Raw genomic sequence first — 12,934 nt, forward strand, 5'->3', positions numbered from 1 at the left:
CTTCGCCAGGATGCTGAATCCCGAGGATGTTGAATCTTTAACTACATCAACGCGACCGACCTTAGACCTATTCCGTTCAGGATTCAACATCATCCGCAAGGTGTTGGCGTGACTACTCTGAGGTGGTAGATGCCCAGGGCATGAACCCACACCGAAGAGCCTCCGGAAGAGCCTCCACGGGCCCCACCCGCCGAGCCGTCTTACTCACGGCGGCCCTCCTGACCACGGCCGCTCCGGCCGCTCCCACCGCCCGCGCAGCCGTTGCCGACCCTTACGACACCCTCCGCCTGCGCTGGCTCGACATCGCCCTCGGTACCGGCTACGACCCCGCGGCACAGCCGTACGCCTCCCGCCTCGCCGAAACCGGCACCCTTGCCCGCGGTTTCCAGGCGGCCATGAGCCCGACTCCCACCTCCCTCTGGCCCGGGCACCCCTACGACCCGCCCGCCGGCATCACCCAGAGCTACGGCCGCCTGTGGACCATGACCCAGGCCTACGTCCAGCAGGGCACCGGCTCCACCGCCGACCCGGCCCTCCTCGCCGACGTCCTGCGCGGCCTCGACCACCTCTCCGCCACCGTCTACAACCCCTCGACCACCCGCTACGGCAACTGGTGGGAATGGCAGATCGGCAGCCCCCGCCTGCTGATGGACATCACGGCCGCCCTGTACGGCCACCTCGGCGACGCCCGGATCACCGCCGCCTGCGCGGCCGTCGACCACTTCATCCCGGACTCGTTGCTCACCGACTACTCCGGCACCTCCACCGGAGCCAACCGCGTCGACCTGTGCCGCAGCGCCGCCCTGCGCGGCATCCTCGGCCGGGCCCCGGTCAAGATCGCGCTCGCCCGTGACGCGCTCTCGCCGGTCTTCCCGTACGTCACGAAGGGCGACGGCCTCTACGCCGACGGCTCCTTCGTCCAGCACACCTGGGTCGCCTACTCCGGCACCTACGGCCAGGTCCTCCTCGACGGACTGGGCCGCCTCTTCGCCCTGCTCGCCGGATCCGAGTGGGCGGTGACCGACCCGAACAAGCAGATCGCGCTCGACAGCGTCGAGCGTGCCTACGCGCCCCTCATCCACGACGGCTTGATGATGGACAGCGTCAACGGCCGTGCCATCAGCCGGGGTTACCTCAAGAGCGACGAGCGGCACGTGATGCGCAGCGACCACTTCCACGGCCAGGGCGTCATCGCCGCCATGGCCCTGCTCGCGGACGGCGCGAGCGCGGCGGAACGGGAGCGCTGGCACGGCCGTATCAAGGGGTGGATCGAACGGGCCACGGTCACACCGATCTTGACGGCCCGTCAGTTCGGGGTCGCCGACCTCGCCCGACTGCACGCCGTCGCCGCGTCGCCTATCCCCGCCGCGCCCGAGCCCACCGGCCACCACCTCTTCGCCGCCATGGACCGGGCCGTCCACCGCCGTCCTCGGTTCGTCGCGAACATCGCCATGGCCAGTGACCGCATCGCGTACTACGAGTGCGGCAACGGCGAGAACCCGCGCGGCTGGCACACCGGTGCCGGGATGCTCTCCTGGTGGGCGGAGGGTCTCGGCGGCCGGTCCGATCAGTACACGGACTGGTACTGGCCGACCGTCGACTGGTACCGCCTCCCCGGTACGACCGTCTCCACCAAGCGCCTCCCCGACAAGGCGGGCGGCGAGTGGGGCGAGCCCAAGCCGGACGTGCGATGGGTCGGCGGCACGACCGACGGCGAGTACGCGGCGATCGGGCAGCACGTGAAGGGACTGGGGTCGACCCTCGAGGCCCGCAAGTCGTGGTTCTGTGTCGCGGACGCCGTGATCTGCCTCGGTGCCGGGATCAGTTGCGCCGACGGCGTCCCCGTCGAGACGGTCGTCGACAACCGCAACCTGGGGGAGGGCGGCACCCAGGCCTTCGTACGCGGACCCGGCTGGGCGCACCTGGAGGGCCACGGCGGCTGGGTGGTGCCGTACGGCGATCTGCGCACCCTGCGCGAGGACCGCACCGGCGCCTGGGCCGACATCAACACCGGCAGTACGGCCGAGCGCCGCACCCGCCGCTGGCAGACCCTCTGGCTGGACCACGGCACGGACGCGACGGACGCGACGTACGTCTACCTGCTCATGCCCGGCGCCGGCCGCGATGAGGTGGCCGCCCGCGCCGCCGACCGGCGCTGGCTGTCGGTCCTCGCCAACGACGCCGCCCATCAGGCGGTCCGCGTCCCCTCCCTCGGCCTGACGGCCGCCACCTTCTGGCAGCCGGGTACGGCGGGCCCGCTCGCCGCCTCCGCCGGCGCGAGCGTGCTGCTCCGCCGCCGGGGCCGTACCGCTACGCTCTGCGTGAGCGAGCCGCCGCGCACGGGCGAGCCGCTGGAGATCACCTGGGACCACCCCGTACGGCGGATCGTACGGGCGGACGACTCGGTCGAGGTCCTCTCGGCGGGCCGCCGACTGCGTGTCCGTGTCACTCCGGGGATGGTATGTACGACCCACCGATGTGAGGTGGCTCTCGGCTGACGTCTTTGTGCGACCCCGACAACCCGCACGCCCTCTGAGCAGTCGGAAAGGCTGCATGCCGTGATGGTTCTGTTCAGTGGTACCAGGAAAACGCTCCGGAGACTGTACGGAGTCAACGGCTCGCTTTCCTTCTCGTCCTTCGTAAGGTCGCTACATGACCGTTTTGGAAGAGGCACCGGGTGAGCCGATCGACGCCCGCGGGCGGACCGCCGAGCTGCACGAGATCCGTGCGCAGGCGCTGGCCGGTCCGAGCGAGAAGGCGACCGCGGCGCAGCACGCCAAGGGCAAGCTGACCGCCCGGGAGCGGATCGAGCTGCTGCTGGACCCGGGCTCCTTCCGGGAGGTCGAGCAGCTGCGCCGGCACCGCGCGGTCGGTTTCGGCCTGGAGGCCAAGAAGCCGTACTCCGACGGTGTCATCACCGGCTGGGGCACGGTGGAGGGCCGCACGGTCTTCGTCTACGCCCATGACTTCCGCATCTTCGGCGGCGCGCTGGGCGAGGCCCACGCCACCAAGATCCACAAGATCATGGACATGGCCATCGCGGCGGGCGCTCCGCTGGTCTCCCTGAACGACGGCGCGGGCGCCCGTATCCAGGAGGGTGTCTCCGCCCTCGCCGGCTACGGCGGCATCTTCCAGCGCAACACCAAGGCGAGCGGTGTCATCCCGCAGATCTCGGTCATGCTCGGCCCGTGCGCGGGCGGCGCGGCGTACAGCCCCGCCCTGACGGACTTCGTCTTCATGGTCCGCGAGACCTCCCAGATGTTCATCACCGGCCCGGACGTGGTCAAGGCGGTGACGGGCGAGGAGATCACCCAGAACGGCCTGGGCGGCGCGGATGTGCACGCCGAGACGTCCGGCGTCTGCCACTTCGCGTACGACGACGAGGAGACGTGCATCGCCGAGGTGCGCTACCTGCTGTCGCTGCTCCCGCAGAACAACCGCGAGAACCCGCCCCGGGTGGAGTCCACGGACGCCGCCGACCGCCGGTCGGACGTCCTGCTCGACCTGGTCCCGGCGGACGGCAACCGGCCGTACGACATGGCCAAGGTCATCGAGGAGATCGTCGACGACGGCGAGTACCTGGAGGTCCACGAGCGCTGGGCGCGGAACATCATCTGCGCGCTGGCCCGGCTGGACGGCCAGGTGGTCGGCATCATCGCCAACCAGCCGCAGGTGCTCGCGGGTGTGCTGGACATCGAGGCCAGCGAAAAGGCCGCGCGCTTCGTGCAGATGTGCGACGCCTTCAATATCCCGATCGTCACTCTTCTGGACGTACCCGGCTTCCTGCCCGGTGTCGACCAGGAGCACGGTGGAATCATCCGCCACGGCGCGAAGCTCCTCTACGCCTACTGCAACGCGACCGTGCCGCGGATCTCGCTGATCCTGCGCAAGGCGTACGGAGGTGCCTACATCGTCATGGACAGCCAGTCCATCGGGGCCGACCTCACTTACGCCTGGCCGACGAACGAGATCGCCGTGATGGGCGCGGAGGGTGCGGCCAACGTCATCTTCCGTCGGCAGATCGCCGAGGCCGAGGACCCCGACGCCATGCGGGCCCGCATGGTCAAGGAGTACAAGTCCGAGCTCATGCACCCGTATTACGCGGCCGAGCGCGGTCTCGTGGACGACGTGATCGACCCCTCGGAGACCCGCGAGGTGCTGATCAAGTCCCTGGCGATGCTCCAGACCAAGCACGCCGACCTGCCCTCCCGCAAGCACGGCAACCCCCCGCAGTAACCCGGCGGACCCTTCGCGGCACCCCCGCGGAAACCTCTCTCACGGAGACTGACACCCATGAACCTCCCTGATATTCGCGTCGAGAAGGGCCACGCCGAGCCCGAGGAAGTCGCCGCCATCACGGCGATCCTCCTGGCCCGCGCCGCCGCCCAGCCCTCCGCCCCGACTCCGGCCCACCGAGGCCGCGCGAAGGCGGGCTGGCGCCGCCTGGAGCGCGAGCCCGGCTTCCGGGCGCCGCACAGCTGGCGTTGAGTCTTTGAGTGTGGCTGCGGCCCCGTGCTCCCGGTGGGGAGCGCGGGGCCGTGGTGTGCTTCAGCCAATGATGACTTCCACGCCGGGCAGTTCCAGGGCGCGTGGGTCGTCGGGCAGGAGACAGTTGTACAGGGCCAGGCGTTTCAGGTTCGGCGGAAACCCTGGTGGCTCGGTCGACCAGGCGGCCACGTCGGCGTCGTGCAGGCTCAGGTTGGTGAGTTGGGGCATGCGAAACACGGCCTTCAGGTCGGCGGGCAGGCTGTAGCCCATGGGCAGAACGTTCAGCTGCGTGATGTGGTCTTGGTGGGCGAGCGGGGCCAGGTCCGTGTCCGCCCTCACGTTCAGCAGTCCCAGGGACCGTACGTCCGACCCGAGACGCAGGCCGTCGAGGCTCGGTGTACCGCTGAGCCCCAAGTAGAGCTCCCGCAGGTTCGGCAGGTCGCGCAGGGCTTCCAGGTGCTCCAGAGTCGCATTGCCCAAGATGGCGAGGACCGCGAGGGAGGGCTGCACACGCAGCTCGGTGAGGTCTGCGACGCCGTGAGAATTGAACATCACGAGCTCTCGCAGGGGTGGCAGCTCGCCCAACGCCGCAAGGTCCGTGAAGGGATGGTGGATCGCCAGCGTGTCGACGGACGCCAGGCGGCGTACCGCAGCCCACTGGCCGGAGTGTGTGAGCTTGACGGTACGGCCCGTCAGCGACAGGTGGGCCAGGACCTCATGCGCGTAGGCCTCCGCATCGAAGTAGGCCCAGGCGTCTATGAGTTCGGCGATGACAGGACGGCGATCATCCCGGACGTACTCCGCCAGCAGTGCCAGAGCCTCTTCACCGCCGATCAACGCCACTGTCCGCACGGTCTGTACGGCCGCCTTCTCCGTCAGTTCCCCCAGCGTCCGAGGCATCTTCCGCAGCAGACTCGCCCCTACCGCCGCCAGCGCAGGCGGATCCGTCTCCCGTCGCGCCGGCAACAGGGATTCCACCGCCCCATCCAACCGCCCCGCCAGCCCCTCTGACACCTCCAGCACCGTCTCCTGACAAGCTGCCGCCAACAACCGCAACCGCCGCGCGTGCCGGGGCTCCTCCTCCGCGCGGTCCAGGATCCCGCCCAGCAGTTCCTCCCGCTGCGGCCGGTTGGCATGCCCCGCGGCCATGATGATCGTCTCGCGCCAGATGTCCAGATGCGCCCGCCCGACCAGGTTGCCGATGCGGTCCTCCTCCGTCGCCTCCTCGGCGGCCAGGTACTCCTGGAAGGTGCGGTGCACGAAGTCCAGTCGCCCCACGGCGGGGGAGCGCAGCACGCCCGAGCGCCCCCGCAACTGGTCCAGGACCCGCACCCCGTCCTGTTCCTCCAGGTGTCGCATCCCCGCCAACTTGCGCCCGACGTGCCGCTCCGCCTGCTCCAGCGAGATCTCACTGCGGTTGTTGTCCGACAGCCGCCACGCCAGATCCCGCAGCAGCACCAGCTTGTCCCCGAGGCTGAGTCTGCTGTCCACGGCGCTGGGGACGTTCCGGTGGGCGTCCCGCTCATGGACCAGGGCGTGCAGGGCGTTCCGGTACAACTCCATCCGGTCGCGGGGGAGTTGGCTGCCCCGGTTCAGATGCATCGCGCACAGCATCGACGCCAGCAGCGGCGTCCCCGCCAGCGACTGCAGATGCGGCCGGTCCTTTAGGCTGTTCAGCAACGACTGCTCGTACTGCGGCAGTTCCTCCACCGCACACGGCAGTTCCTCGCCCAGTTCCCGCACCGCCTGATGCCATTGCCGCACGAATGCCGCGAGGTCGGGCGGCGTCATGCGGTCCAGATGAAGCGCCGTGAATTCCTCGCGGCGCAGCCAGTCCGCGCCTGCTGCCGCGGGCCGGGAAGTGACGACCACCCTCACCTCTCCGTACGCCGCCAGCAGCTTGCGCAGCCATTCGCGTACCGCACGACGCTCCCCATCCAGCAGCTCATCCACTCCGTCGATCAGCAGCAACGCTTTCCCGACCGCCAACTGCCGCTCGACCCATGCCTTCGGCATCACGCCGGTGATGTGCCCGGCCACCGAGTCCAGCATCGCCTCCGGCGTCGGCAGCGCCCGCCCGCTGTACTCCCGCAGCTTTACGAACACCGGCGTCAGACCGTTCCAGCCGGCCAGCTCGCCGGCGAACGCGCCCCGCGCCGCTGTGACCGCCAGCCACCGCAGCAACGTCGTCTTGCCGGAGCCGGCCTCACCGCGGAGCAGAACCCGCGAGGCGCCGCCCAGAGCAGCCTCCACGCGCATTCCTGCGGCCTCGCGCCTGCCGCCGTCCTCCCAGTCGCTCATATCGGGCCGCAGCGGCGGCAGAGAGCGCTGCCGGGGGCCTGCTGAGCGCCGCCCTGTCCCGTCGTCCCCTGTGGCCCGCAGGCTCACATACGCCACCGACAGCCGAGCCTGCGCCGCCCCCCGGTCCGACGTACGGCGGAACAGCTCCACCTCGTCCAGCGATGCGCTCACTAGCTCCAGGTATCGTCGTCGGAACCCCTCGTCCCGGTCCGTTCCCTCCGGCGCGAAGAGTGACCGGTCCGGCAACTGCTCCAACACCCGGGCGATCTCCGCGCCCAGCGACGTCGTTCGCGTCAACAGCTCCGCCAGCGCCCGTTCCTCGAACACCGGCAGGCCGCGCACGATCCGTACGTAGTACTCCACGCACTCGTTGAACAGCCGCTCGTACAACCGGCCTTCCGCCTCGCCCAGCCCCACCGGCGGGCGCACCTCCCGGGTGATCCGCCGGATCAGCTCGGCCGGCTGGGCGTCCGCCGCGAGCAGCGCCCCGTCGGAGAGGTCCGCCGCCGCGAACGTGTCGCACACCGCGTCGATCACCGCCTGTCGCCCGGACTCCTCCAGACGCCTGAACTCATGCTCCAGGAACGGCTCCAGACGGTCGAACACCGCGTCGGCGATCTGCTCGAACTGTCGCTTCACACTCCGCGAGAACTTCACCCCGGGTATCCGCACCCGGGCCAGCTCCTCGATGGACAGATGGCGTTCCTGCTCGCGCCGCCTGCCTCCGAGCCAGATCTGCGCCGCCGTGTTCGCCACGGTCGTGCCCAGCCGTAATGCGGCCGTCTCCGCGATCACCCTCGTATCCCCTCCCCGAACGACTTACGGCCCCATCCCTCCCACAGGAGGAACGAGGGCCGCAAGCGAAACGTGCCGAAGAGACGGGCCGGCTAGCGCAGCCGCGCCATCAGGGCGTGCTCGACGAGCGTGATCAGCGCCGACTTGGCGTCCGCCCGGTGCCGGGCGTCCGTCGTGATGATCGGGGTGTCGGGGCCGATCTGCAGCGCCTCGCGGACCTCGTCCGGCGAGTACGGCTGGTTGCCGTCGAAGCCGTTGAGGGCGATGACGAAGGGGAGGCCCGAGTTCTCGAAGTAGTCGACCGCGGGGAAGCAGTCGGCGAGACGGCGGGTGTCGACCAGGACGATCGCGCCGATCGCGCCGCGCACCAGGTCGTCCCACATGAACCAGAAGCGGTCCTGGCCCGGCGTACCGAACAGGTACAGGATCAGGTCCTGGTCCAGGGTGATACGGCCGAAGTCCATGGCCACCGTGGTGGTGGTCTTGTCTCCGGTGTGGGTGAGGTCGTCGATGCCCGCCGACGCAGACGTCATGACGGCCTCTGTGCGCAGCGGGTTGATCTCCGAGACGGCGCCGACGAACGTGGTCTTGCCCACGCCGAAGCCGCCCGCCACCACGATCTTCGCGGAGGTGGTGGAGCGGGAAGGACCGCCGCTAGAGCTTGCGAAGTCCACTGAGCACCCTTTCGAGCAGTGTCACGTCTGGCTGGCCGCCGGCGTTCTCGTCGCCGCCCGGCTGATGGATGGCGACCAGGCCCGCCTCCGCCAAGTCGGCGACGAGGATCCTGGCCACGCCGAGAGGGATCGTCAGGAGCGCGGAGATCTCGGCTACCGACTTGATTTCCCGGCAGAGGTTGCAGATCCGCTGATGCTCGGGCAGCTGGCCCTGCATCTGGTGCGGCTGCGCGGTGGTGTGCACCAGTGCCTCGATGGCGAGCTGGTAGCGCGGGCGCGTCCGGCCGCCGGTCATGGCGTACGGGCGCACCAGGGGGTTGTTCGACGCCCCTGCGGGCGCCGGCTCAGGGGCGCGTCGCTGCGGCTGCACGGGCTGGATGCGCGGCGTCGGCGGCTGGTCGTACGGCGAGGGCCCGGGGCCCTGCGGGGCGTACGGCTGACGCTGGCTCGGCTGGGAGGGGAAGTTGTACCGGTTCTGGGAACCGTCGCCGTGCCCCTGGGCAGGGCCGTACGACCAGTTGCCCGCTGACGAACCGTCTGGGGGTGTTGCCACTTTCTCTCCTCCTCCGACTGTGCCTGGCACCCATCATGTGGAGCCGCGTCCCGAAACCTTACGGCCCCGGGACGCCAAAACGCACCGACTGTCTGTTAGTTGAGCAGGCTGCCTTGAAGCTCCGCACGCAGGTCCGGTGTCAGGACCGTACCGGCACGGTCGACCAGAAGCGCCATCTCGTACCCAATGAGGCCGATGTCCGCCTCGGGATGTGCGAGGACGGCGAGCGACGAACCGTCGGAGATGGACATGATGAAGAGGAATCCCCGCTCCATCTCCACAACCGTCTGGTTCACGCTGCCACCCTCGAAGATGCGGGAGGCGCCTGCCGTCAGTGACGTCAGACCGGAGGCGACGGCCGCGAGCTGGTCGGCGCGGTCGCGCGGGAAGCCTTCGGACATCGCCAGAAGGAGTCCGTCGGCGGAGACCACCACCGTGTGCGACACCCCGGGGGTGTTGTCCACGAAGTTGGTGATCAACCAGTTCAGGTTCTGTGCCGCCTGGCTCATCGGGCTCACACTAACGCTCCTGGTTGTAGGTGCTGTCAGGACCGAAGCCCTGGCCGTTCGTTTCACTTCCCGCACTGCGACCCCGCTGGACACCCCGGCGCAGGTTGCTCAGCCTGCCCCGGACGTCCTCGGGAGCGCGGGAGACCTGTGGGCCGCCCTGTGGGGTGGCTGCGGCGGCTCCCTCGACCAGGTTGGCCTTGGGTACCCGCCGCGGCAGGCCGGAGGAGGTCACCCCGCCTGCCTTGGGCTTCCGGAGCTGCGCGGCCTGCTGCCAGCGGTCGTCGTTCTGCGAACGCCAGCTGCTGTCGCCGTTGCTCTCCGGTGTGGGGGCCGGCGCTTCCTGCCGCGCGGGCCGTGCGCCGTTGGTGCCGCTCGCCGTGGACCCGCGGCGGGGAAGCCCGGCATCGGTCAGCGCGTGGCCGGCGGAGGGAGCCGGTCCCGGACGGTCGAAGCCTACGCGGTCATGCTCGTTTGCGTCATCGGCCTGCGCAGATTCCGTTTCCGGAGCGTAACTGTCCGGGTATCCGTTGCGGTAGCCGTTCGACTGCGGCCAGTCGTCCTGCTGACGCCGCTGCTCGAAGGCCGGGAAGGTCTCCGAGGCGGACGCGCTCGCGGCCGCGGGCTCCTCGTGGGACGGCTCCGGATACGAGGGCTCGGGGTAGCCGCCGCCCGACGAGAAGGTGTCGTTCTGCGGCAGGCCACCGTTCGGCGCGTAGTACTGGTCGTCGTACGACGGCCGCTGCGGCTCGTCATAGCCGCCCCGCTGAGGCTCGTCGTACGCAGCCTGCTGCTGCTCCTCGTACGACGTCTGCCGCTGCTCCTCGTACGCCCGCTGCGGGTCGTACCCGCCGGGCTGCTCGGGGAAGCCGTTCTGGCCGTCGTAGCCCTGCTGACCGGTGAACTCGTCGTACGCGGGCGCCTCGGGCGTCTCCTGGCCGGGCTGCTGGCCGTGCGCCTGGGCCTCCAGGGCCGCGCGGCGCTCCTCACGCATCAGGGAGCGGCCGACGGGGTCCAGCTCGCGTATGTCGTCGGGGACCTCGGCGTAGCGGCTGTCGTCGAAGCCGAGCTCGGCGGCCGTGCGCATCGGCAGACCGTTGTTGAAGTCCTCACCCTGGAAGTTCTGCTCCGGGATGATCTGCGACACCGTGAACTCGTCGTGGGCGGGCTGCTGCTCGCCGCCACCGCCGTGCGTGATCGCGTCGGGCAGCATGACCAGCGAGGTGGTGCCGGCCTGCTCGCCGGAGGGGCGCAGCTGGACGCGGATGCCGTGCCGGTCGGACAGCCGGCCGACCACGAAGAGGCCCATGCGCTGGGAGATCGCGGCGTCCACGGTCGGCGGGTTGGCCAGCTTGTGGTTGATGTCCGCGAAGTCCTCGGCGGTGAGGCCGATGCCCTTGTCGTGGATCTCGATCATGATGCGGCCGTCGGGGAGACGGGTCGCGGTGACGCGGACCTTGGTCTGCGGGGAGGAGAACGTCGTCGCGTTCTCCAGCAGCTCGGCGAGCAGGTGCACGAGGTCGGTGACCGCGCGGCCGTGGATCTCGGCCTCCGGGACGCCCGACAGCTCGATGCGCTCGTACTGCTCCACCTCGGAGGAGGCGGCGCGCAGGACGTCGACCAGCGGGACCGGCTGGTCCCAGCGGCGGCCGGGCTCCTCGCCGGCGAGGACGAGGAGGTTCTCGCCGTTGCGGCGCATACGGGTCGCGAGGTGGTCCAGCTTGAAGAGGTTCTCCAGCTGGTCCGGGTCGGCCTCGTTGTTCTCCAGGTCGGTGATCAGGGTCAGCTGGCCCTCGATCAGCGACTGGTTGCGGCGCGACAGGTTGGTGAAGATCGCGTTGATGTTGCCCCGCAGCAGGGCCTGCTCGGCGGCGAGCCGGACGGCCTCGCGGTGGACCTGGTCGAAGGCGCGGGCGACTTCGCCGATCTCGTCCCGGGTGTTGATCGGGATGGGTGCGACACGGGTGTCCACGCGGCCGGGGTCGGTGCGCGAGAGCTGGTCGACCAGCATCGGCAGACGCTGCTCGGCGATACCGAAGGCGGCGTTGCGCAGCTGGCGCATCGCGCGGGACATCTGGCGGGCGACCATGCCGGCCAGGATGAACGCGGCGAGCAGGGCGACCACGACGGCGGCACCGGTGATCAGGGCGTCGCGCTTGGCGTCGTCGGAGATGGCGGCGGCCTCGTTCACCGCGGTGTTGGCGAGGTCGTTCTCGATGTCGCGGTAGGCGTTGTACTTGAGGGTGTTGACCGCCCACCAGTTCTCGGCGGTGATGCCCTGCTGGGCGAGCGCGGCACGCTCACTGGTGTCCGTGGACGTCAGCCGGGCCAGCAACCCGACCATCGTCTCCGGCTTGGCGGGCGGCGGGACGTAGTCGGGGTTCTTCTGCTTGGCCGCCTTGGCCATCGCGAGGCCCTCGGCCTGGATGTCCTTCTTGGCGTTGTCGAGCTTCTGGTTGTCCTGCTCGGTGCCGCCGCTGATGTACTCCTGGATGGCGATGCCCTCCAGGTAGGCGTACGAGGTGAGGGCGATGCGCTGCCGGGCCAGGTCCGTGGGCTTGGGGCCCGGCTTGACCAGCATGTGCATACCGATGGAGCGCTCCAGGGAGAGCGCGCCCTTGGTGAGCGAGATGGCGTAGACGGTACGGCCGTAGCTGGTGATGTTGCCGGTGCCGAGACCCAGCTCGTTGGAGAACTCGAGCAGGCGGTGCTCGACCTCGACGTAGCCCTCTTCGGTCTCCACGCCCTCGAGCTTGTCGGTGTAGGCGGCCGCGCGCAGCTCCGCCAGGTCGGGCTCCACCTCACGGAAGCGCTCCAGACGGCGCTCCAGGTTGGGCCGGTCCGGCATGTTCTGGGCGGCTTCGTCGAAGGCGTCGGCGGCCTTGTCGGTCTTGTCGCGGGCCGCGACGACCGCCGGGTCGTCCTGTCCCTTGCCCTGCAGCAGGGGAGCGGCGGTCGAGTCGCGCTCGACGAGGAGTGCGTCGCCGTAGGCCAGGGCGGCCTGCACCAGACGCGCGGTGTTCTCCGCGTCCTCGGCCTCCTGCCAGGTGTCGATCGAGCTCTTGACCTGGAAGCCGCCCATGACGAGGCCGACCAGCACGGGTATGAGCAGGATCGCGTTCAGCCGGGTCGGCACGCGCCAGTTGCGCGGGGAGAGACGGCCGCCGCTGGGCGCGGGCGCCGCCGTGGGTTCCGATCCGGGCACAGGGGCGGGCGCCGCTCCGCGCGGCGGCGGGGTGAAGTTGCCCCGGGCCGACGGCTCGGGACTGTTCTTGCTTCGCCTCACTCGACCAACAACCTTCCGGCGGGGTCGGCACCTACGTTGTGCCGCAGTGTCTCAGAGCCCAGTTCGCCATTGAGTACGCAGTACTGCTGAGTACGTCTTTGACTATTGGGCAGTTCAGGCATTCCAGCACGTCGGCCTGCGCTCTTCCAAACAGTGGAAGCGGCGGATTCGGAGTGATGTAAGCCCCAGATAAAACGGTCATAAAGAACGAGCCCCGTCAAAAGACGGGGCCTTTGTGCGCGCAGCGAGACCGCTTGACCGCGACGAGTGGCCGTACCACCCGATTCCTCTGCCGAAACGTTATGAACAACGAAGCCGACCGTGTCAAAGG

At 69.6% G+C, this 12,934-nt stretch carries 8 protein-coding genes; 3 read left to right on the top strand and 5 right to left on the bottom strand.

What is annotated here, in order from left to right:
- Positions 1-140 precede the first annotated feature (140 nt).
- The 3 genes from ACQEV2_RS30130 (at position 141) to ACQEV2_RS30140 (ending at position 4,488) form a co-directional block, all read left to right on the top strand.
- Positions 141-2,498, top strand: a complete 2,358-nt coding sequence (locus ACQEV2_RS30130) for a polysaccharide lyase 8 family protein (protein WP_433048276.1) — start codon at positions 141-143, stop codon at positions 2,496-2,498.
- 154 nt (positions 2,499-2,652) lie between these two features.
- Positions 2,653-4,236 (top strand): acyl-CoA carboxylase subunit beta, encoded by a 1,584-nt coding sequence (locus ACQEV2_RS30135; RefSeq protein ID WP_433048279.1) that lies wholly within the window; start codon positions 2,653-2,655, stop codon positions 4,234-4,236.
- Between the two features lie 57 nt (positions 4,237-4,293).
- Positions 4,294-4,488 (top strand): acyl-CoA carboxylase subunit epsilon, encoded by a 195-nt coding sequence (locus tag ACQEV2_RS30140; RefSeq protein WP_433048282.1) that lies wholly within the window; start codon positions 4,294-4,296, stop codon positions 4,486-4,488.
- A gap of 60 nt (positions 4,489-4,548) precedes the next feature.
- Here the strand turns inward: ACQEV2_RS30140 and ACQEV2_RS30145 are convergent, their stop codons facing one another.
- The 5 genes from ACQEV2_RS30145 to ACQEV2_RS30165 form a co-directional block, all read right to left on the bottom strand.
- Positions 4,549-7,584: an NACHT domain-containing protein gene (locus ACQEV2_RS30145; protein WP_433048285.1), complete on the bottom strand. Its 3,036-nt coding sequence runs from the start codon at positions 7,582-7,584 to the stop codon at positions 4,549-4,551.
- Positions 7,585-7,676: 92 nt separating this feature from the next.
- The gene (locus ACQEV2_RS30150; RefSeq protein WP_029183992.1) at positions 7,677-8,258 is read right to left on the bottom strand and encodes a GTP-binding protein; all 582 of its coding nucleotides are present in this window, start codon (positions 8,256-8,258) and stop codon (positions 7,677-7,679) included.
- Positions 8,239-8,811, bottom strand: a complete 573-nt coding sequence (locus ACQEV2_RS30155; RefSeq protein ID WP_433048289.1) for a DUF742 domain-containing protein — start codon at positions 8,809-8,811, stop codon at positions 8,239-8,241. The genes ACQEV2_RS30150 and ACQEV2_RS30155 overlap by 20 nt, the downstream gene beginning before the upstream one ends.
- A gap of 95 nt (positions 8,812-8,906) precedes the next feature.
- Positions 8,907-9,320, bottom strand: coding sequence for a roadblock/LC7 domain-containing protein (locus ACQEV2_RS30160; RefSeq protein WP_004983065.1), 414 nt, complete (start codon positions 9,318-9,320; stop codon positions 8,907-8,909).
- 10 nt (positions 9,321-9,330) lie between these two features.
- The gene (locus ACQEV2_RS30165) at positions 9,331-12,603 is read right to left on the bottom strand and encodes a sensor histidine kinase (protein WP_433048292.1); all 3,273 of its coding nucleotides are present in this window, start codon (positions 12,601-12,603) and stop codon (positions 9,331-9,333) included.
- Positions 12,604-12,934: the final 331 nt, after the last annotated feature.

This window comes from Streptomyces sp. CA-251387, from assembly GCF_050936625.1.
GTDB lineage: Bacteria > Actinomycetota > Actinomycetes > Streptomycetales > Streptomycetaceae > Streptomyces.

Excerpts from the sequence above, each read along its gene's own strand:
- ACQEV2_RS30130 (WP_433048276.1), top strand. The coding sequence starts at position 141 with ATGAACCCACACCGAAGAGCCTCCGGAAGAGCCTCCACGGGCCCCACC.
- ACQEV2_RS30160 (WP_004983065.1), bottom strand. The coding sequence starts at position 9,320 with ATGAGCCAGGCGGCACAGAACCTGAACTGGTTGATCACCAACTTCGTG.
- ACQEV2_RS30135 (WP_433048279.1), top strand. The coding sequence starts at position 2,653 with ATGACCGTTTTGGAAGAGGCACCGGGTGAGCCGATCGACGCCCGCGGG.
- ACQEV2_RS30140 (WP_433048282.1), top strand. The coding sequence starts at position 4,294 with ATGAACCTCCCTGATATTCGCGTCGAGAAGGGCCACGCCGAGCCCGAG.